Consider the following 21765-nt stretch of genomic DNA (forward strand, 5'->3'; position numbering starts at 1 on the left):
TATTCTTCTTTCTCCTGAACAAGAGATAAAAAACTTTTGTTATAAAGACAGAGAAATGAAAAAAAAGAATTTAAGCAGCAAGTAGCGTATCTACTTCTACAATATGCTGATGATTCAAAGGTAACTTCTGGCGTAAGTTACGCATAATTTGCGAGCGGCGCTTCTTTTGCTCTAAAGAAACATCTTGAGCCGATAAAAACGCTTGTATTTCATAAGCAGCATCAAAATTTCCCGAACGAGCTTCGCAGGCACTTAATAGTTCTAGAGTCTCCAAGGAATGATTTAACTGGAGAGCCTTTTTTGCATACTCTAAGCCAGCTTCTGCTGTTACTATTGAAGCGTATCCAACTCCTGAAAGCCATGCTAAAGCTTTGCATGCTGTAGGGCAGGAAGGATTTTTCTGAATGACTTTAAGATACATCTTTTCAGCATCAGAATATTTTTTTAAACAACATAAGCTAAATCCATAGCCTAAACCACATTGCCAATCTTCAGCGTATGCAGCGCATTGGAATGCCAAATTCCAACAGTACTCAGCTAGTGAGTAATCATTTTGATCCATAGCAGCGAAAGCTGCATGTTTCATTAACAAGGCATCTCCTCGAGACCATAAATCACTACTTTGATAGATAAGTAATGCCTTTCTCGATCGACCTTGTCTTTGTTCACACAAACCAATGTTAAATAAAGACTCTTCTCTATAGCTTGGCTCGGATAATAACTTGCGAAATAGCTTCCCTGCTTCAATATAGTTACCACAAATACGAGAAGAATGCGCTAAGTTATAGGTAACTTCTACAGGACAGGGGCCTAAAGCATAAGCGCGATTATAAAACTCTATAGCATCTTGATAGCGCTTTGACGTGAAGTAAATATCCCCAACGGTAATGTAGGTCTCTTGATGGGATAAAGGAGAAATCCAAGGCTCAATAATACTACACGCAGCATCCAAATGTCCTACATGCACCAAAGCAGATGCATACTTTGCAGCATCTTGTTCTTCGAATAGATCTTTCGCAATCAAAGAAAAGGCTTGGCAAGACTCTTTATATGCTCCATGACGATAAGCCTTGTAAGCAATCTCTAATAAAAATTGAGGGCCTCTCAAATTTAACTTTTGAGCTTCGGCTAATAGCTTTTCTACCTCATCAAAGCGATTCATACCGCGAAGAATACGCATGTAATCAAATAAACACTGACGACGGTAGGAACGCTTTTTTAAAATGGGCAGGAGCTTTTGTTCAGCAACAGACCATTCTTTCAATTCCATGCTCAGATGAACTTCTCGAATAATCTGCGCCGCATAACGACGGAAACGGGAAATATGACTATAGACTTTAAAAACTAAAGCTACCGTCAAACTTGCAACTAAAGCCCATAGGGTGACTAGCCACATAATTCGCCAATTTGCACTTTTCTCTCTCTTTGCAATACCAAAAAAAACCTTTAAAGTCTTTAAAATTATTCTCTCAAAGAACGCCCTAAAGACTGCCCCATAAGGCAACGTGTTTCTAATCCCATCCGCGAGTTCTTCAATAAGTCTGCGTCAAACTGAATAACTCCTGGTTCAAACAACACGATTACAGTAGACCCTCCGATTTCAAAAAAGCCCTTCTCATTGCCTTTAGAATACTTTTTTTCTGCCGTGTAGGTCTGAACAATGGAACCAACATTTAATGCTCCCACCTCCAAATAAAGCACGTCTCCGAACTTCTCTGTTTTCAGTTCAGTTAACGTACGCTTGTTCTCGCAAAAAATATTGAAATTATCTTTCAGCGCCATGGGGTGTACAGAAAATAAATAACCGTTAATGTTCCGCGTCGGTCCTGCCAAACAGTCTACGGGGAAATGAAAACGGTGGTAATCGAAAAGAGCTAACCGAGCAAAAACTACACTGCCAGAGGCGTATTTCTCAACAAGCTTAGCATCGCCTAATAATTTCGAAAGAGAGAATCGCTTAGATTTAACAACAAACTCCCCGAACTCGGCGATGTTTGGATAAATCAAATACGCCCCATCGACAGGCGTGACGCAGATATCGTCCCCCCGAGCAATAGGCCGTGCTTCCGGGCGCAGCTCTCTGGTAAAAAAATCATTGAAAGAGGTAAACTCGGAAATAGATTTTTTAAATTCTTTTGTACAGATGCGATTTTTCTTGATAAACCCTGGGATCTTTTTACGTGTCCAAGAACGTTTTTGAATCCAGCCATAAAGACGAGATAAAAATGGGGTTCTCGATAATAGCGTGGACACGCCTTTCCCTAATCTAGAGGTGTATAGAAACATCATAGTCTTTTCATAACACACCACTTCCGTTACTCTTTGATTAGTGGAACGGTCAATATACTGCAGTTTTTTCACTTGCCCTCGATCTGTAAGATCAAACAGGCGACTATAAAAAGTTATTAAAAATATTCCAAACTAATTAAATAGAAATCATTAAAAAACCTGCCTACATCTTTAATATGAAACCTGATATCCTATCTCTCAAGTTAGTTCAATTTTCATCCGTTTTTTATGATCAAAAACGATACTATTGCAGCTATAGCTACTCCCCCGGGAGAGGGAAGCATCGCTATAGTTCGTATATCGGGCCCGGAAGCTATTCAAATCACAGATAAAATATTCTCAGGATCCGTACCGTCTTTTGCCTCACACACCGCTCATCTGGGAATAGTAAATCATAAAGACCGTCAGATTGATCAGGTACTTTTGTTAATCATGCGCGCCCCACGCTCATTTACTGGAGAAGACGTTATTGAGCTACAATGCCATGGCGGCTACTTCTCTTGTTCTCAAATCCTAGAGGCTTTGGTATCCGAAGGGGCTCGGCCTGCTCTCCCTGGAGAATTTTCTCAACGAGCTTTTTTAAACGGGAAAATAGATCTTATCCAAGCGGAAGCCATTCAAAACATTATTGCCGCTGACAACTTAGATGCATTTTTTATTGCTCAGAACCATTTCCAAGGGCATTTTTCTAAAAAAATTCAGCTGATTTCTTCATTGATTGTCGAATCCTTAGCTTTCATTGAAGTTCTTGCCGATTTTCCGGAGGAAGAACAGCCTGATATGGACGTTCCTAAGCAAAGATTAAACGAAGCCATGCTCATTATTGAGGATCTTATATCGAGTTTCGATGAAGGGCAGCGCCTCGCTCAAGGGACGAGTATTGTTCTTGCAGGCCACCCTAATGTAGGAAAATCTTCTCTTCTTAATGCCCTAACGAATAAAAATCGCGCTATTGTTACCGATATTCCTGGAACTACAAGGGATATATTAGAAGAAAACTGGACGCTACAAGGAAAGCGTATCCGTCTTATAGATTCTGCAGGACAACGAGAAACTGATAATCTTGTCGAACAAGAGGGCATCGAACGGGCAATTTCTGCCATGGAACAATCTGAAGGAATTCTTTGGGTTATGGATGCTACGCAACCTCCGCCCTCTCTTCCAGAAATTTTATTTCAAAAACCTTCCCTCCTTCTTTGGAATAAATCCGATCTTGCATCACCACCACAACTCGATACTTCGCTCCCCCAACTAGCTATCTCTGCAAAGACAGGGGAAGGAATTTTTGAACTCAAACAATTTATCCAAAAATGGATGCAACAACAACAGCTAGGAAAGAACGCAAAAGTCTTTCTTGTTTCTTCTCGACATCATACCATATTGCAACAGATGCGTTCGTATTTGCTCTCGGCTAAAGAAGGCTTGCTAGCCCAACTCCCTCCCGAACTTATTGCTCTAGAGCTCCGACAAGCTCTACAAGCTACTGGGAACCTTTCCGGATCTGAAGTTAATGAAACGATATTAGGAGAAATTTTTAGCAGGTTTTGCATTGGAAAATAAAACTCTTATTAAAAATTTTATCATTTCTACATTAAACGATCTCTTCCCAAATCCGAAGCCATCTTTAACGGGGTGGGAAACTCCATTTCAGCTACTCGTTGCTATTTTGCTTTCAGGGAACTCTACCGATAAGGCTGTAAATTCTGTAACACCGGAATTATTTTCGGCAGCACCTGATGCGCAAGCATTAGCAAAACTTCCCTTAGACAAGTTATACTTTATTATTTCTCCTTGTGGCCTTGGCAAGAGAAAGGCTGCATATCTTCACGATTTATCAAAAATCATTTCAGAAAAATATCGTGGCGAACCCCCAGCTTCTTTGGAATTGTTAACTAAATTACCTGGAGTGGGGAGAAAAACAGCATCCGTCTTTCTTGGAATTATTTACAATATGGCAACCTTCCCAGTAGATACACATATCTTGAGACTAGCCCAACGTTGGGGCATCTCTAATAAGCGGAGCCCTTCAGCAGCAGAAAAAGATCTTGTCAGGTTCTTTGGAGATATGAATTCTCCAAAACTTCATTTACAACTCATCTACTACGCCAGAAACTACTGTCCGGCTCTCCATCATGATGTGAATACGTGCAGGATATGCTCGCACTTAAGAGATCTCTCTAGAAAAACAAACTAAATTCCTTAAGAAATAGGAGCTTCTGTTTATGAAAACAGAAACGATTCCCCATAAAGCTTTCTCTCTGTATATATCGAGGATGAAATTTACTTTGCTTTCTAACGGAGAAATCTTTTAAACTGGGAAATTACTTACTACTTCGATATCGCAATTTTTAATATAATGAATAAAAACGCTTCTAATAGGGCCAGCTCTAAAAAAGAGCTCTCTGTTTGGTCGATTGGAGGGTCTATTTTTGCTATGTTCTTTGGAGCAGGCAATATAGTATTTCCTCTAGCCTTGGGTTATCACTACCATTCGCATCCTTGGTTCGCCTGTTTCGGAATGATACTTACTGCGGTTTGTGTTCCTCTATTAGGTTTGTTTAGTATGCTATTGTATTCGGGAGACTACAAAAGTTTTTTTTCCTCTATTGGAAAGATTCCTGGGATGGTTTTCATTATAGCAATTTTATGTTTAATAGGTCCCTTTGGGGGGATACCTAGAGCTATTGCTGTATCACATGCAACTTTAGCATCTCTATCTGATTCAAAAACAACATTACTCCCCAATCTACATATTTTCAGTTTGATTTGTTGTGTTTTGATCTATCTATTCACATGTAAACTTAGTAAACTCATCCAATGGCTGGGGTCTGTATTTTTCCCCATTATGTTAGTCACATTGCTTTGGATAATTTTTAAAGGATTGACTATTCCTGCAAACCCCAGTTTCTTAGAATCTGCAAATGCTCGACAAGCTTGGGTAGCTGGAATTGCAGAAGGCTTCAATACTATGGACCTTCTTGCAGCTTTCTTCTTCTGCTCCATTGTATTAATTTCTATACGACAAATGATAGTAAATGGAGATGCTAGTGATGAAATACCTTTAAACTTTCAAAAAATCAGTAAAAAAGACAAACGCACTTTAGGTTTAGCTTTTGCTTTAGCTGCGGCTCTTCTTGGAATCATTTATTTAGGGTTTTCCCTATGTGCTTCTCGGCATGCAGGTTTATTAACCCATGTAAATAAAGGACAAATTCTAGGAAAAATTTCTGCTATTGCTCTTGGACCCAATAGTTTATTGACTGGTGTATGTGTGTTTGTTGCTTGCTTGACCACAGAGATTGCTTTAGTTGGGATTATTGCTGACTTCTTAGCCCGCATTATCTCATCGAAAAGAATGACGTATTCTAATGCAGTAATTTTCACTCTGATACCCTCCTACCTAATTTCTATTTTAAACTTTGAAAATATCAGTCTCCTTCTATTGCCCCTACTACAGCTAAGTTACCCTGCATTAATCGCTTTGACTTGCGGAAGTATTGCTTATAAGTTGTGGAATTTCCGACACGTCCAAGCTTTGTTTTATTTAACCCTCTCTCTTACGATTATTTTACGATTAGTGAGTTGAGATAACGCCTGTATTTGCTAACTAGCATAACGTTATGGTTTTAAACGCTTTAGCTGGCTTTCGTCAAACAGCGATAGATTATCTCGCTACGAATCGCCAAGACATCGCTTTAGATTTTTCTGGAGATTGTTACAATATCCGCATCCCTGATGAAGATTCTCCTGATGGGAATTGGCTCAGCACACTGAGATTTAGTGATATTGACAATCTAACTTTTGCCTCTTGTAGTTGCCCTGATGGGGATTGTTGCGTTCATTTAATGACCGCTTTTTTCTCTGCCTATGATGCTCACGGGTGGCTACCTCTACATCATAAATTTGACATATCTTTTTGGCATGCATTGTTCTTGAAGTTATTTCTAGAAGAGGCGCAGTTGCATGCTGATGGTGACCGACAGTATTCTATAACATCTCCCCACATAACATTAGAGATTTCTGCGTTATCTTCGGAGGCTTTTACAGAATGGTTGCCTATCATTCATCAAACTCCAGAACCTAAAACTTATACAAAGAAAACTTTCCCTCAGTCTGTTTTATATCGCGTAGCAAAACAGTTTTTCTTCTTTTCTGAAGCAGGAGCACGTTTAGATCTTATTGAAAATAGTCAGGGTTTCCCTACGCAATTTGCAATGCAATGGGAAGGCATCTCTTTAAAAGGAGAGATTTTAGATTTCTCTACTTTGGAAAATCTATTCCCAAAGATTAATTTCTCTCAAACATCTCTCCCCGGAAATTACAGTGATTTTTCTATAACGAAAGTACGCGTAGCTCCTGAAGAATCCAAAATATACTTCACCGTTGAACCTATCGCGCACGATCATGCAAATCAACCTATAACCGAAATAGGCTCTATTGGCTATATAGCAGGGTCTCAACAGGTTATTCTTCCCTCAAAAGAAACCTTCGTTTCTATTTATCTGATCTCCCTCCTTCCTGAAACGCTGAAAAAACAAATATTAGCACTGCTACATTACGATTCTGAAGAACGTCCTATTCGTTATTCTATTCATTTCTTAAGAGACTCTTCTATTTCCTTTTCGGCATATTTAGACACTCCTGGAGATCTAGAGAATGGGAAATTAATCTATCCTGATTTTTGTTATGTTCCTGAAAAAGGGTTATTCACAGTTGTAGGTTTACTCTCTCCCCAAATCTCATTTGTTATTAAAGCAGATCAGGTTGAAGAGTTTTTAAATAATGAAGGTATGTTAATTCGCGAACCGGGATTTGAGGTATTTACCGATCGCATTCCTGAAGGCCAATTAACCTATAACATTACACAACAGGGTGTTTTGTTATTCCATTACAACACAGGAAATCCCGCAGCTATAGACATTCATTATGGCCCGTGGACATACTATTCCGGACAAGGATTCTTCTTACAAAGAAAAGCTGACTTAGAAATTCAGGATGGTTTGATTGTAGAAGCGGATCACATTCCTAACTTCATTATGAAGCATGAAGTTGTTTTACGAACGATCCCTAATTTCTTTGCTCCTACACCACCTTTGAAAAACCTTTTCTTTGAAGTGCACAAAGAAACAAAAGGTTCAGGGTTGTATTTAAAACCTGTATTTCAAGGTTTGGAAGAAGAAAATTGCCGCCTATTTGGCGTTTTCCTTTATCGGGAAAATCTCGGTTTTAACCTACTTCCTACTCCCTTACAACCCTTATGCTCACTCCCTAGAAAAATCCCCGCTGAACAAGTTCCGGATTTTATAAATCAAAATTCCCAGAATGATAAGCTTGTCTTCACAGATCCGCAGCTTTGTCCTCCGGTAACATTTGAACTGGTCATATTGTCCATAACACGACCGCATCCATCGTCACCTCTACATCTACATCTAGAACTCAAGACAAATATTGGTTCTATACCGCTGGGCATCGTGCTGCAGGCGTTAAAAAACAAAAAGGCTTTTGTTTTCACTAAGGCGGGATTTTTAAGTTTCCAGCATTGCCTCTTTCAATTCTTAAAACAATTTATCTCGGCGCAAAAATGTCTCATCCCTGAAAATACTGTAATCGCAACGGTTACAGATATCTTCAAATTAGATGCTTTAGCACCTCTATCTACTCATGAACACATTAGCGCGAGCGCATCTGATTTAGCATTTTTCTCTCAGCTTAAAGCAGCATGTCTACCGCCTATTCCACAAAGTCTATTCTCTACAGATCACAAACTCCGCCCTTATCAAAATAGCGGCTTATTGTGGTTATGGTTCTTATATAACCACCGTCTATCTGGATTACTTTGTGATGAAATGGGATTAGGGAAAACTCACCAAGCCACAGCATTATTGGATATTGTCTTCCAATCGGCAGAGCCTACAGAACGACCAAAATTTCTTATTGTCTGTCCAACAAGCGTGCTGCCTCATTGGGAACACACGTTAGCAACACACTTACCTACAGTAAGTATTTTTGCTTTTCATGGTCCTAATAAACCTGAAAATCTTCCTCCTACTGATGTCATTATTACTTCATACGGCACTCTAAGGCAAAATTACGCCAAATTTTATAAGGTTTCATTTACGGTAACCGTGTTTGATGAAATCCACATGGCAAAAAATAAAAATAGCCAAATTCATAAGATTCTCTGTCGCTTAGATTCTCAAATGAAATTAGGCTTAACAGGAACCCCTATAGAAAATAACCTTCTTGAGTTCAAAGGTCTCTTGGATATCATTCTCCCCAACTACCTCCCGTCGGATGCTTTATTTAAGAAGCTATTTACAAAGAAAACACCTGCAGAAATAGATGATGAGATTATCCCTTCACAAGATCTATTACTCAAATTAACTCGGCCTTTCATTTTAAGAAGAACGAAAAAGCTTGTCCTTCCTGAGCTTCCTGAAAAAGTAGAATCGATAATTCCTTGTACGTTATCTCCAGAGCAAAAAAAGCTCTACCAGTCTACATTGAAGAGAGAAAAAGCGCAGATTCAACAGCTGGAATCTCCAGAAGAACAAACTGTCAACTACCTCCACGTATTCGCCTTATTGAATCACTTAAAACAAATCTGCAATCATCCAGCAATCTTCTTCAAAAATCCCGATAAATACCGAGAACACGAATCCGGAAAATGGAATGCTTTTGTACGCCTTCTCCATGAGTCCTTATCCTCGGGATATAAAGTTGTTGTATTCTCACAATACATCCATATGATTCGTATTATCATGCTGTATCTTGAAGAGATCGGCGTGAAATATGCCTCTATTCAAGGAAAATCCTTAAATAGAAAAGAAGAGATCGAATACTTCACCACAGATCCTGAATGTCGCGTATTCGTAGGTTCCCTACTCGCCGCAGGAACAGGCATTAACCTTACCGCCGGTAACGTCGTCATTATGTACGATCGCTGGTGGAATCCTGCTAAAGAAAACCAAGCTTTAGATCGTGTTCATAGAATAGGACAGAAAAATACAGTATTTATCTACAAGCTCATGACTGAGGATACGTTAGAAGAACGTATTCACTACCTCATTGAAAAGAAAATTCGCCTATTGGATAAGGTTATCTCTACCCAAAACTCTAATATCCTCCATATGTTAAATAGAGAAGATCTCATTACGATTCTATCTTATAAAGATGAACGCAATGGAGTCGATGATACAGCGAATATTCCTAACGATGAAGAAAACTCTATCTTTTAAATAGAAGAGCCGGAAGAACGTCTTATTCTTGAGAAAGCTTCAAATATCCACGATAGGCAAATACAGCGCCTATAATTCCATAAAGATAGGCACGGTTTTTAGGCCATGTCAAAGTCAACCCAGCATCTGTAGCAAATAAAAGAATAATCAAAGCAAAGGCTAAAAATCCTGCGCCTAAAAATAAGGCAACAAGTGGCCACTGCTGTAACCAGTTCCAATCTGCTTCAGATTGTTCCGTAGGCTTTTGGAAAGTATTTTGATCGCTGAGAACAGCTTCCCAATCTTCTGAAGAAACCGCAAAAAGATCTTCAGACTCGCCCTTTGTAGAACCTTCTGGAAAAGAAATATGGCATGAAGAAAACCCTCCCGAAGCTACCGGAGGATCTTGAAGAAACGCACTGCAGTAAGGACATTGGGGCATATGCATGGATACGCTACCCTCACACTTCCAACACGTGCGCTGCATATCTGCTTCTTTAGCAAATGGCATGGTAACCTACCTTCCCCAAAATTGGGATTTAATACAAAAAAACAGAAAGCTTCTTATTATGTCGATTTCTACACACTACGACTAATTACAGTACATAACTTAAATTATAATTTCTATTGGGAAAAAATCAATGCTGAAAATTAATCTTTAGATCTAGAATAAGCTAAAAGCTCGTCATAAAATAATATTACGACCTAGCATCTTAAAAAAGATCTTCTTAAGGACTTTTAAATTTCGATACTTACGAGAATTGGGAATAGAATATGAGTACAGATTTTGACTGTGTTGTTATTGGTGCTGGACCTGGAGGTTATGTTGCAGCAATTACTGCAGCACAACAAGGGTTAAAGACCGCACTTATCGAAGAACAACAAGCCGGAGGCACGTGTTTAAATCGTGGCTGTATTCCATCGAAAGCGCTATTAGTAGGCGCTGGTATTGTTTCTCAAATTAAACATGCCAAACAATTCGGAATACATATTGATGGTTATTCCGTAGATTACCCCACAATGGTCCAAAGAAAAAACACTGTCATCAATGGCATACGTCAGGGATTAGAAGGGCTTATACGTAGCAATAAAATTACCGTATTGAACGGTCGAGGATCTTTAATTTCATCCACAGAGGTAAGAGTTAAAGGTCAAGATACTACAGTAATCAAAGCTAAACATATTATCATAGCTACTGGATCAGAATCGCGTCCTTTCCCAGGAGTTCCTTTTTCATCCCGCGTCTTATGCTCAACAGGCATTTTAAACCTAACTGAGCTTCCTAAAAAACTAGCGATCATCGGCGGTGGTGTTATCGGTTGTGAATTTGCTTCTCTTTTCAACACTTTAGGAGTGGAAGTCACCATAATAGAAGTTGCTGATCAAATTCTTTCCGTAAACAACGCTGACATTTCCAAAACTATGCTAGATAAGTTTTCACAGCGGGGAATTCAGGTAATCACTAGGGCATCTATTAACCAGCTGGAAGACCTTGGTGATAGAGTAAAAATCACGGTGAATGATCAGCCACAAGAATACGAATATGTTTTGGTTGCTATCGGACGTCAATTCAACACTACAGACATTGGTTTAGACAATGCTGGAGTGATTCGCGATGAGCGCGGTGTCATTCCTGTAGATGAAATGATGAGAACCAATGTTGCCAATATCTTTGCTATTGGAGATATCACAGGAAAATGGTTACTCGCTCACGTTGCTTCTCATCAAGGAATTGTTGCGGGTAGAAATGCTGCGGGCCATAATGAAATTATGGATTATTCAGCAGTTCCTGCGGTGATCTTTACCTTCCCAGAAGTCGCCATGGTAGGCCTTTCTTTAGAGGCAGCTCAAAAACAAAATATCCCTGCAAAACTTACGAAGTTTCCGTTTAAAGCTATTGGGAAGGCCGTTGCCATGGCAGAAGCTGACGGCTTTGCAGCTATTATTAGCCATGAAACTACACAACAGATTCTTGGTGCTTACGTTGTAGGTCCTCATGCAGCGTCATTAATTGCAGAAATGACCTTGGCAGTACGTAATGAACTGACCTTACCCTGTATCTATGAGACTATCCATGCCCACCCAACACTTGCCGAAATTTGGTCAGAAAGTGCGCTATTAGCAACAAACCATCCTCTACACCTGCCTCCTCCACGACTATGAATACACCTTCCGATGAAACACGAAAACCTCCACAAGGTAAACGTTTCGCCGAGCGTCTTCCCAAATGGCTAAGGCAAGTTTTACCTACTGGTCCAGTCTTTGCCCAAACAGATACAACGATAAAGCGCACGGGAATGGCCACGGTATGCGAAGAAGCTCTATGTCCCAATCGGGCATGTTGCTGGTCAAGAAAGACAGCAACCTATCTAGCTTTAGGAGATGCGTGCACAAGACGTTGTGGTTTCTGTAACATTGACTTCACGAAAAAGCCTATCTCCCCTGATCCTGAAGAACCTCAAAAAATTGCAGAATCAGCAAAAATTCTTCAGCTTAAGCATATTGTTTTAACCATGGTAGCCCGTGATGATCTAGAAGATGGCGGTGCAAGTTTTCTCGTGCGTATTATTGATACTCTACATCAAGAGCTTCCAGAATCTACTGTCGAGGTATTAGCTTCAGACTTTCAAGGAAACATTGATGCTTTACACACACTATTGGATTCAGGATTAACCATTTATAATCATAATGTGGAAACGGTTGAACGTCTCACACCTGTAGTACGTCATAAAGCAACATATCGTCGTTCTTTATTTATGTTAGAGCAAGCGGCTATGTATCTCCCTGATCTTAAGATTAAATCAGGAATTATGGTGGGTCTTGGAGAGCAGGAAAGCGAGGTAAAACAAACGCTAAAAGATCTTGCAGATCACGGAGTGAAAATCGTCACCATAGGACAGTATTTACGTCCTTCCCGATCACATATACCAGTAAAAAGCTACGTTACTCCCGAGACTTTTGATTACTACCGTACAATAGGAACGTCTTTAGGGCTTTTTGTCTATGCAGGACCTTTTGTTCGTTCTAGTTTCAATGCAGATATCGTCTTGCATAATCTGGAGAACAAACAATCTGATGTAGCAAAAATGCAGAATTAGTCTGCATTTGCTTTGTTTACATTCGTCTTTTTTAGATATAAACTTGTATAACTATAACGTTATTAAAAGAGTTTCCATCGTCACATATAGATAGAAATCAGAAACATATTTATTGTTTAATGTTCACGATTGGCACTAATCCCCCCTTTTGTTATGGTGAGTAAAAAGGTATGCGTGGGTTATGTTTCGTAGTTCTATTTCTTGGTGCTTATTCTTTGTAATGACCTTATTTTGCTGTACAAGCTGTAACAGCAGATCGTTAATCGTTCATGGCCTTCCAGGAAGGGAAGCTAATGAGATTGTCGTTCTTCTTGTTAGCAAGGGCGTCGCAGCACAAAAACAACCACAAGCTGCAGCTTCTACAGGAGGCGCTGCTACTGAACAGCTATGGGATATTTCCGTTCCCGCTCCACAAATTACCGAAGCTTTAGCAATTTTAAATCAGGCTGGTCTTCCTCGTATGAAGGGAACAAGCCTCTTAGACCTATTCGCCAAGCAAGGTCTTGTTCCATCAGAAATGCAAGAGAAGATCCGTTATCAAGAAGGTCTTTCCGAGCAAATGGCCTCTACTATTAGAAAGATGGATGGGATTGTAGATGCTAGCGTACAGATCTCTTTCACAACAGACGCTGAAGATAACCTTCCTTTAACAGCCTCAGTGTATATCAAGCATCGTGGAGTTTTAGATAACCCTAATAGCATTATGGTTTCTAAGATCAAACGATTAGTTGCTAGTGCTGTTCCAGGTCTTTCTACAGAAAATGTTTCAGTTATTAGTGACCGCGCTTCTTATAGTGATATTACTATTAATGGTCCTTGGGGATTATCCGATGAAATCGACTACGTTTCCGTATGGGGAATCATCTTGGCGAAATCTTCATTAGGTAAATTCCGTCTTATCTTTTACTTCTTGATACTTACCCTATTCGTGATCTCTTGCGGATTGCTTTGGGTAATTTGGAAAACACATACATTGATTCTTTCCTTAGGTGGAGCTAAAGGTTTCTTCGATCCCTCTCCATATTCTAAAGTTGCCTTAGAAGCTAAGAAACCTGAAGAAGGTGCTGGAGAGAAAAAAGAAGGAGCTGCGCAACCTCATCAAGAGGAAGCAGAAGGTCCTAAAGACAATGCACCAGAGGAAGCAGAAGGAAACGAAGAAAATGAGGAGGTCTAGTGACCGCCAATACTTTCGGAACTTTAAACATCTTAATGAAGTATTCCAAAGAGGATGATCTTGCAAATTTTTTGCCGGAAAATCTCCTAGTCGCGCCTACGCACCATGAGGATATTCCTCTAAATTCTTTATCTTTTACTATGTGCTGGTTAGCGACAATTCATCCTTCATGGATTAGCGTAGCTATTAAAGAATTCCCTGAGGTAATACAAAGCCAACTACTCTCTTGGCTACCAGACTCTTTAACTCAAGAATTAGCTCCTCTGCTTCCGAATATTTCCATTGCGAAACAACGTTGCTCTAATTTCGGAGCTTTCTATCTATTAGATATGTTGAGCAAAAAAATCCGTCCTCCAGGAATTACCGAAGAGATATTTCTTCCTCCTTCGCCGTTCAATGCTATGTTGTATTATTCAGGAACGACGAAAATGACCCTGATTAATTGCTTAGGACTATTTTCCGTAGCAAAAGAACTGAAAAACATTGTTGATAAGGTGATTATCGATCGTGTCCATAAGATCCTCTCTCCTACAGAACAACTGTTTCTCTCTTATTGCCAATCACATCCTATGAAACATCTTGAAACAACGGAATTTCTAGTTTCTTGGGAGAAGGATAATGATTTCCGCAATTTTATTCACAAACAGGGATTGCAGTTTCTTGCTGTAGCATTGGCAAAAGAAGATGCCTCTTTCCTCTGGTATTTTCTACGTAGGTTGGATATCGGTCGGGGTTATATTTTTGAACAAGCTCTACGAAAATCTTATGAGCATCCTCACTGTGATTATTTTAAGAGCCAATTAGAATTATGCATAAAGATCTTAGTACAATAAGATCTCCACAACTCAGAGCATGAAATAAACATAGAATAAAGAGTCTTTCTCTTTCTCCTTGCGTATGAGTCAAGTGTTAATAATAAGGAATTAAAACAACAAAAAGAAGGAGCAGCGTTTCCTCCCTAAATGTAAAAATCTCGGGATTTTCCACGCTGTCAAATGAATGAAGTTTTTTAGTTTGATTTTTAAACATGATGAAGTCGCACCGAATAAAAAAATCCTTTCTCCTGAGGCTTTTTCAGCTCTGCTTGACGCTAAAGAACTCTTAGACAAAATAAAAGAAGATAGTGAATCTTACACTAACGAAACAAAACAAGAATGCGAAGTACTTCGTAAAGAAGCTAAAGATCAAGGATTCAAAGAAGGCAGTGAACAATGGAGTTCCCAGCTTGCTTATTTAGAAAAAGAAACCCATGATCTTCGTAATAAGGTTAAGGAAGCTCTTGTTCCTTTAGCGATTGCTAGTGTGAAAAAAATTCTCGGTAAAGAATTAGAAATCCATCCTGAAGCGATAGTCTCTATCATTGCCAAAGCACTAAAAGAGCTTACGCAACATAAAAAAATTATCATTCACGTAAATCCTAAAGATCTTCCCATTGTTGAGCAAAACCGTCCCGAATTGAAAAAAATTGTCGAGTATGCTGACACTTTAATTATTGCCCCCAAAACTGATATTACCCAAGGGGGTTGTGTTATAGAGACAGAAGCTGGTATTGTAAATGCTCAATTGGATGTACAATTAGCTGCTTTAGAAAAAGCGTTCTCTACTATACTAAAACAACAGAATCCTGTAGATGAAGCTCAACCTAAGCAACAAGCACCTGCAGATGAAGCTCAGGGCAAGCAAGAATAAAGGTATTTGACATCATGCGTTCCATTTTTCGTACTTTCCTTTGTATGTTTATCTTGAGCGCACCGTCATGTTTTGCAGATGCTTACGATTCATCCTGTTCTTCTCGCTGTAACCCCCCTCAATCTACAGAACTGTCGGCAATTGCTCAACCACCTGAGGTCAAGAAAACCTATCCTCAACCGGCTTTCCGAGAGAGGGTAACTGCTAATGATGTGCTTCCTCAAGAGCATCTTTCCGCAGGAAGTTTTTCAGATACGTATCCGGATCTAACAACACAAGCAATTATCTTAATTTTCCTAGCGTTATCGCCTTTCCTGGTGATGTTGCTAACATCGTACTTAAAAATTATCATTACTCTCGTTCTGTTAAGGAACGCTCTGGGAGTTCAGCAGACACCTCCCAGCCAGGTCCTTAACGGCATAGCATTGATTCTTTCTATTTATGTGATGTTCCCTACGGGAGTTGCTATGTACAACGACGCGAGGAAAGAGATACAAGGAAATGCCATTCCTAGAGATTTATTCTCCGCAGAAGGAGCGGAAACTGTTTTCGTAGCATTGAATAAATCTAAAGAACCTTTGCGATCCTTCTTAATACGCAATACGCCAAAAGCTCAGATCCAAAGTTTCTATAAGATTTCTCAAAAAACATTTCCCCAAGAGATCCGTGAGCATATGACAGCTTCGGATTTCGTGATTATTATTCCTGCTTTTATTATGGGGCAGATTAAAAATGCTTTTGAAATTGGCGTTCTAATTTATCTACCGTTTTTTGTGATCGACCTAGTCACAGCAAACGTTTTAGTAGCTATGCAAATGATGATGCTTTCTCCATTATCTATTTCGCTACCCTTAAAATTACTTCTTGTTGTGATGGTGGATGGTTGGACGTTATTACTTCAAGGTCTCATGATTAGCTTTAAATAGGGATATGCCGTGATAACACTTGCTGCAAGCTTTAAATCTATGCTCTTTGAGTATTCATATCAGTCATTGTTACTGATTTTGATTATCTCTGCGCCTCCTATTATCCTTGCTTCTATTGTGGGTATCATGGTTGCCATTTTCCAAGCCGCAACGCAAATCCAGGAGCAAACGTTTGCCTTTGCTATTAAGCTTGTTGTGATTTTTGGGACCTTAATGATTTCTGGAGGATGGTTAAGCAGTATGATTTTCCGTTTTGCCTCTCAAATCTTCCAAAACTTTTATAAATGGAAATAAACAGCTATGGCAATCTCTTTACCAGAGCTTGTTTCTGTTTTTGGTTCTTCATATCTTGATTACATATTGCAAAAGCCTCCAGCCTATGTATGGAGTGTTTTTTTGCTTCTTTTAGCTCGATTACTTCCTGTATTTGCTATTGTTCCTTTCCTTGGGGGAAAGCTATTTCCCGCGCCTATTAAAATAGGCATTGCCCTGTCTTGGGTGGCGATTATTTTCCCTAAGGTGCTGATGAACACCCATATCGCAAATTATCTAGATGATGATATGTTCTACATCCTCATTGTTAAAGAGCTTTGCATAGGCACGTTAATAGGTTTTATTCTTTCTTTTCCCTTCTATGCTGCGCAATCTGCAGGATCCTTTATTACCAACCAACAAGGTATTCAGGGGTTAGAAGGAGCTACATCACTAATTTCTATTGAACAAACATCCCCTCATGGGATCTTCTATCACTACTTTGTTACTATAGTTTTCTGGCTTTCTGGAGGACATAGGATCGTTTTAACGATCTTATTGCAATCTCTAGAGATCATTCCTATTCATAAGTTTCTCCCTATGGAGATGATGTCCTTAGACGCACCCATTTGGATAACACTAATCAAAATGTGTCAGCTTTGTCTTATTATGACTATTCAGCTTAGCGCTCCCGCTGCGGTAGCGATGCTCATGTCCGACCTATTCTTAGGAATTATCAATAGGATGGCACCACAGGTGCAGGTTATCTACCTGCTTTCTGCTTTGAAAGCCTTCATGGGTCTATTGTTCCTAACTCTTTCCTGGTGGTTCATAGTCAAACAAATCGACTACTTCACATTAGCATGGTTTAAAGAGGCCCCCATCATCCTTTTAGGATCGAACCCTAAAGTTCTATAACAAGAAGTCTCTAAAACAACACTGACTGTAGAAAAATATAGAAATGCAGCGAAAAGCTGCTTAAATTAAGCAGCTTCTTTCGCTAACGTGGCTCTAGATTTAAAGAGGTCTTTGAGAGTTGCTACTCTTATCGTCTTTGTTATCTCCAAGTAAAACAAGAATCAAACATAAGACTAAAAAGGATAATGTGAAGGGAAAGATATTTAAGAGGAAAAATAACAGTAAGCTGCAAAGGATAGCATTCTTCGCAGGACCATTCTTCGCATAGTAGCTTTGAAGATTTTTCAAAACAGCGCGGATCTCAGGATAAAAACTTAATACCACACCACAGGCGACAAATAGGCCTCCAACCCACGATACAAAATCAGTAATAATACCGAATAGTACTAACGCTCCACTAATAGCTTCGCGAGCGTGATGAGAAAGGAACTTCTTGATTCTTCCTACTTTAGGATTGGCGTGCAAACCCTTCACCTTACGCTTCAAAGACTCAAACTGAGAGGACGACTCTTTTGAAGAAGAGTTTTCTTTTGGTGTCTCATCTGCCATGGCCTTACCTTTAAAAAATCTTTTTTTATTTAAAAAATACTTATATACATAAGTATCAAAAAAATTATTTTAAAATAAATAAGAAATTTTTAATTATAATTTATTACTCTTTGAAGAACAACGACATCGAGAAACAGCTCCTGTTTCTGGATCCGTGAGATAAATGTAGTCTCCGGCGCTTCCTAATGTGAAGTCAAAGACCTTTTTATTTAGTAGGGCGAGTAGATCGTACTGAGAGAGAAGAACCTGGGTTTTATCTCTCAATTCCATACGAAAATCCGTACGTGTTTTAAATAATTCTAAAGCTGCGGCCTCCCCATGCTCTTGAATAGACTGTTCTTGACGTTTCACACTTTCCCAAATTCCCCCACGAAGAGCTTCTAACTCTTGGCAGGCAACGGAATGATCTACAACAGCTTCTAAAAGTAATGGGTCGGCAAATATCAGGTTTAACTTGATCAATCCTTGTGCCTTTTCCTCATAATGAAGGAAGTTTAGAAGAGATTGCGTTGTTTTAGAACCACGGAGCATTGTGTAGAGAATATCCGCTTCTTGAGAGGGAAGAGTCAGAGTCTCAATAACATCAGGGCCGAACATTTTCCCCCCCTCTAGGATTTCTGCTCTTTTACTTAGCAAAGCTTCGGTAATGGCATATTCGGATCCTGGGGGTACGGATCCCGTATCTACGTAAACACGTCTTAACAAACGGACAAATATCGCATGCCAAGATGCTGGATCAGCATACTCTTCCGGAGATTCTTGCATGAGAGCATAAAGGTTAAACCTAGAGTTATTTGGTGGTCGTGAAAACGGCACTTTTAAAAGGCGGTATTTACGTTTTTTCCTAGTCGCTACCTTTGCTGTCTTTTTCGCAGAAGAAATCTCCTCATCTTTAGAAATCTTCTCTATGGCAGAGATCTTTTTAGACTTTTCCTGATATTCCACTTCAGCACATGCAGAACGTTGAGCAGTAAAAAGAGTCTCACTATTTTCAATAATCCGTGAGCAAACACAACGTTTTCTCGCATTTACAGCATCAAAAGATACCATAGAAACCAGGGACGCCAGGCATAGTAAAGTGAAAATATAAGACTGCATAGCTATTTCCCCAACGCAAATTGGTATGTCAACACACGATCATTCCCTTTAGGGAAGCTCCGATGAATCACCATCAATATTCTCTCAGGGAGCTCTTGATCTCCCGTGTTCCTTTGAGGAACAATATCGACTTTCGAGACGTTATCTAAAAGTAATGCGGTTTCTATCTTAGTATGATTGCGCAAACTGCGTATTTGTAGTTCTAGTCTACCTTGACTTTGATGATAGTATAGAGAGCCGGCGACTTCTCCGGCAAGCTCAGGATCTCGATATACTCCACGATCAAAAACTACCGAACATAGTGCTCCGGGAATATCTTCAATACGTGATGTCGCACAAAATACCGTTCGCAATTTTTTATAGGCGTAGTTTTCCTGTAAGAAGGTTTTATAGACACGTTCATTACGTCTACTAGAGCAAAACATCTGCCTTTGCCAAAACCCTAAAACGCTAAAGAGCAGGGCAAGTAGGGTTATGGACACCAGAACTTCCATCAAGAAGAAGGACCGTTTCCTTTTTTTTGCGGATATTATGTTACTACGCATACGCTTCTTTGCACGGACGTTGTATATTTTTGATTAGGGAAAATCTCGATGACAACATCTGCGAAACATGCTTTGACAATGTTAGCCTCTATACGCATTCCCTTACGAATATCTACAGAATATACATAAGGGATACGTATCCCTTTTCCCTGACTCGTATAAACAACACAGGAGAGCTCTCCAGATCCCGACGTGGGAAAATTTCCCTTAAGCATTTGCTCTCGCATGTTATCTTCAACAGCAAAAAAACAATTATCAATTACAGCGGGCAACTGCAAATTAACAATATCGTCTTCAATAGATCTACGAACGCCAGAGTAAAAATGAATGCAGGGCATGAGCACGAGACAAACTAATGACAGTGATAGCAATACCTCTATAAGCAGAAAACTCCGCTTAACTCTTTTTTTACGAAGCGTCATAGCTATCTCTATCCACGCTTGCTATTTGTCCCTGATGCCTTCTCTGAAAAGACTATCAAATCATCGCCCTTATCATTGAGCTTTACTATAATGTCTTCTCCCCAAGCATCTTTCAGCAATTTCTTCCCGTCTTTGCACCACGCAGCACCTTCAAGAATAGATTCTTTCTGATCTACGATCTCTCTTAGAGAGTTTCCTCCAGTTGCGTACTCCATCATTAAGATGTCGTAAACTTTGGCACAATTTTGCTCTGATTGGAAAACTTTCCCTTTCTGAATGCTACCGCGCATATTAAAAGCTAAAGCTCCTCCAACAATACCGATCAATGTGATAACAACCATCATCTCGATTAATGTGATGGACTGTTTGCGTTTTTGTTTTTTCATAACTTTTGCCCTGTTTGTTCTATAAAATTTGAATATTGCTTGTTAGCGGGATAAGTATCGCCAACATAATAATCCCTATAATCCCTCCAAGAAACACAAGGATAATCGGTTGGCACCACGAGGTTATCCAGGTTAGTGTTTTTTGGGTATCTTCATTATAAATATGCGCGACATGTCCTAATACATCAGCAAGATCCCCAGATTCCTCTCCTAATGAGACCATGCCTAAGGCTAATTTCGGCACCCAGGGCCGTTTTGCTAATTCTTTACTTAATGAGCTTCCCTCGATAACAGCGTGTATCATCTGTTTCATATCCTCACGCAACATGGCATAGGGAACTGCTCCGCAACCTAGTTCTAATCCTTCTATTAGCGTCCCTCCACCGCGGAGAATCGCAGAAACTACGGAACAAAATCTGCTAAACCCTAATTTGATGAAGAACTTCTTCACTCCAGGAAGTGAAAATAGGGTTTTCTCAAACCATTTCTTCCAAAAGGGTTTACGTCGTGTAGCCGCCAATCCTGCGATTCCTAATCCCAGAGTTCCAAGAAGGAAATATTTGTAGTTACACACAAAATCGCTAAGGCTAAACACTATAGAAGTCAGTGTGTTAGGTTCCATATTCTCGAATGTCTCTTTCAAAGAGGGAATTACCCCCATCAAGAAAAAGAGAATTACAGCTACTGAAAATACGAGTAGCACTATTGGGTAGCTCAGGGCAGCCATCAGCTTTTTAGACATTTGCTCGCGTTCTTCTAAAACAACGATAATGTTTTGCAAACACCCTTCTAGATTCCCCACACTTTCTCCAGCAAGAACAGCACTACGGTAAAAAGTATCAAAAACATCGGGATAGGCTGCCATTGCCTGTGACAATGACCCTCCCGAACGTAAATTTTCCATGAATGCTGTGAGCAATCCCGAGATTCTCTGTCCCTGATATTGATATCTAAGAGAGGACAGACTTTCATATAGAGGCAATCCGGAACGAAGAAGAAGAAGCATCTGTTTTGAGAAGATGATCAGTTCACTATTTTTTACTCGCACGCGACGTGGGGGCACTTCCCGAATAGAGAGCAACTGCACTCCTTGTTGCGCGAGCTTTTCTCTTGCTTCTTGAATATGTAGTGCTTCCAGCCAATCTTGTTTACGTCGTTCTTTTGCATTGAGGTAGGTATAGCGATATCGTGGCATATCCTCA

General features: G+C 39.7%; 21 protein-coding genes. 12 read left to right on the plus strand and 9 right to left on the minus strand.

Annotated features, from left to right (window positions below):
• Positions 1-70 precede the first annotated feature (70 nt).
• Complete coding sequence (locus CCA_RS04660) at positions 71-1396, minus strand: tetratricopeptide repeat protein (RefSeq protein WP_011006878.1); 1326 nt, start codon at positions 1394-1396, stop codon at positions 71-73.
• A 65-nt stretch (positions 1397-1461) separates the two neighbouring features.
• The gene (locus CCA_RS04665) at positions 1462-2361 is read right to left on the minus strand and encodes a phosphatidylserine decarboxylase (RefSeq protein ID WP_011006879.1); all 900 of its coding nucleotides are present in this window, start codon (positions 2359-2361) and stop codon (positions 1462-1464) included.
• A 156-nt stretch (positions 2362-2517) separates the two neighbouring features.
• On the opposite strand from CCA_RS04665, the gene mnmE reads away from it, so the two are divergent.
• The 4 genes from mnmE to CCA_RS04685 all read left to right on the plus strand — a co-directional run bounded on the left by mnmE (position 2518) and on the right by CCA_RS04685 (position 9527).
• Positions 2518-3849, plus strand: a complete 1332-nt coding sequence (gene mnmE, locus CCA_RS04670; protein WP_011006880.1) for a tRNA uridine-5-carboxymethylaminomethyl(34) synthesis GTPase MnmE — start codon at positions 2518-2520, stop codon at positions 3847-3849.
• Positions 3839-4483, plus strand: a complete 645-nt coding sequence (locus CCA_RS04675) for an endonuclease III domain-containing protein (RefSeq protein WP_011006881.1) — start codon at positions 3839-3841, stop codon at positions 4481-4483. The genes mnmE and CCA_RS04675 overlap by 11 nt, the downstream gene beginning before the upstream one ends.
• 162 nt (positions 4484-4645) lie before the next feature.
• Positions 4646-5875, plus strand: a complete 1230-nt coding sequence (gene brnQ / locus CCA_RS04680; RefSeq protein ID WP_011006882.1) for a branched-chain amino acid transport system II carrier protein — start codon at positions 4646-4648, stop codon at positions 5873-5875.
• Between the two features lie 34 nt (positions 5876-5909).
• Entirely contained in the window at positions 5910-9527 is a 3618-nt protein-coding gene (locus tag CCA_RS04685; RefSeq protein WP_011006883.1) for a DEAD/DEAH box helicase, read from the plus strand.
• Positions 9528-9549: 22 nt separating this feature from the next.
• Here CCA_RS04685 and CCA_RS04690 read toward each other — a convergent pair whose 3' ends face one another.
• Positions 9550-10017 carry a phage holin family protein gene (locus CCA_RS04690; protein ID WP_011006884.1) on the minus strand — a complete coding sequence of 156 codons (468 nt, stop codon included), beginning with the start codon at positions 10015-10017 and terminating at the stop codon, positions 9550-9552.
• A gap of 263 nt (positions 10018-10280) precedes the next feature.
• Here CCA_RS04690 and lpdA point away from each other — a divergent pair, with 263 nt between their 5' ends.
• From lpdA to CCA_RS04730, 8 genes are all read left to right on the plus strand, one after another.
• On the plus strand, positions 10281-11669 hold the full coding sequence (gene lpdA, locus CCA_RS04695; RefSeq protein ID WP_011006885.1) for a dihydrolipoyl dehydrogenase: 1389 nt from the start codon (positions 10281-10283) through the stop codon (positions 11667-11669).
• Positions 11666-12604 carry a lipoyl synthase gene (lipA, locus tag CCA_RS04700; protein WP_011006886.1) on the plus strand — a complete coding sequence of 313 codons (939 nt, stop codon included), beginning with the start codon at positions 11666-11668 and terminating at the stop codon, positions 12602-12604. Before lpdA ends, lipA begins: the two co-directional genes overlap by 4 nt.
• A gap of 181 nt (positions 12605-12785) precedes the next feature.
• Entirely contained in the window at positions 12786-13778 is a 993-nt protein-coding gene (gene sctJ / locus CCA_RS04705) for a type III secretion system inner membrane ring lipoprotein SctJ (RefSeq protein WP_011006887.1), read from the plus strand.
• Positions 13778-14611 carry a hypothetical protein gene (locus tag CCA_RS04710; protein WP_011006888.1) on the plus strand — a complete coding sequence of 278 codons (834 nt, stop codon included), beginning with the start codon at positions 13778-13780 and terminating at the stop codon, positions 14609-14611. The genes sctJ and CCA_RS04710 overlap by 1 nt, the downstream gene beginning before the upstream one ends.
• Positions 14612-14777: 166 nt before the next feature.
• Entirely contained in the window at positions 14778-15467 is a 690-nt protein-coding gene (locus CCA_RS04715) for an HrpE/YscL family type III secretion apparatus protein (RefSeq protein WP_011006889.1), read from the plus strand.
• A 14-nt stretch (positions 15468-15481) separates the two neighbouring features.
• Positions 15482-16393 (plus strand): type III secretion system export apparatus subunit SctR, encoded by a 912-nt coding sequence (sctR, locus tag CCA_RS04720; RefSeq protein ID WP_011006890.1) that lies wholly within the window; start codon positions 15482-15484, stop codon positions 16391-16393.
• Between the two features lie 9 nt (positions 16394-16402).
• The gene (sctS, locus tag CCA_RS04725) at positions 16403-16687 is read left to right on the plus strand and encodes a type III secretion system export apparatus subunit SctS (protein WP_011006891.1); all 285 of its coding nucleotides are present in this window, start codon (positions 16403-16405) and stop codon (positions 16685-16687) included.
• A 6-nt stretch (positions 16688-16693) separates the two neighbouring features.
• Positions 16694-17563 carry an EscT/YscT/HrcT family type III secretion system export apparatus protein gene (locus CCA_RS04730; RefSeq protein WP_011006892.1) on the plus strand — a complete coding sequence of 290 codons (870 nt, stop codon included), beginning with the start codon at positions 16694-16696 and terminating at the stop codon, positions 17561-17563.
• Between the two features lie 99 nt (positions 17564-17662).
• On the opposite strand, the gene CCA_RS04735 is transcribed toward CCA_RS04730, so the two are convergent.
• The 6 genes from CCA_RS04735 to CCA_RS04760 all read right to left on the minus strand — a co-directional run bounded on the left by CCA_RS04735 (position 17663) and on the right by CCA_RS04760 (position 21758).
• Complete coding sequence (locus tag CCA_RS04735; protein WP_011006893.1) at positions 17663-18112, minus strand: hypothetical protein; 450 nt, start codon at positions 18110-18112, stop codon at positions 17663-17665.
• Positions 18113-18205: 93 nt separating this feature from the next.
• On the minus strand, positions 18206-19210 hold the full coding sequence (locus CCA_RS04740) for a hypothetical protein (RefSeq protein ID WP_011006894.1): 1005 nt from the start codon (positions 19208-19210) through the stop codon (positions 18206-18208).
• A 2-nt stretch (positions 19211-19212) separates the two neighbouring features.
• The gene (locus CCA_RS04745; protein WP_238374164.1) at positions 19213-19704 is read right to left on the minus strand and encodes a DUF1494 domain-containing protein; all 492 of its coding nucleotides are present in this window, start codon (positions 19702-19704) and stop codon (positions 19213-19215) included.
• A 35-nt stretch (positions 19705-19739) separates the two neighbouring features.
• Positions 19740-20177 (minus strand): hypothetical protein, encoded by a 438-nt coding sequence (locus CCA_RS04750; protein WP_011006896.1) that lies wholly within the window; start codon positions 20175-20177, stop codon positions 19740-19742.
• Positions 20178-20185: 8 nt separating this feature from the next.
• The gene (locus CCA_RS04755) at positions 20186-20563 is read right to left on the minus strand and encodes a type II secretion system protein (RefSeq protein WP_011006897.1); all 378 of its coding nucleotides are present in this window, start codon (positions 20561-20563) and stop codon (positions 20186-20188) included.
• A gap of 19 nt (positions 20564-20582) precedes the next feature.
• On the minus strand, positions 20583-21758 hold the full coding sequence (locus tag CCA_RS04760; protein WP_011006898.1) for a type II secretion system F family protein: 1176 nt from the start codon (positions 21756-21758) through the stop codon (positions 20583-20585).
• Positions 21759-21765: the final 7 nt, after the last annotated feature.

It is taken from the genome of Chlamydia caviae GPIC (assembly GCF_000007605.1).
GTDB classification, from domain to species: domain Bacteria; phylum Chlamydiota; class Chlamydiia; order Chlamydiales; family Chlamydiaceae; genus Chlamydia; species Chlamydia caviae.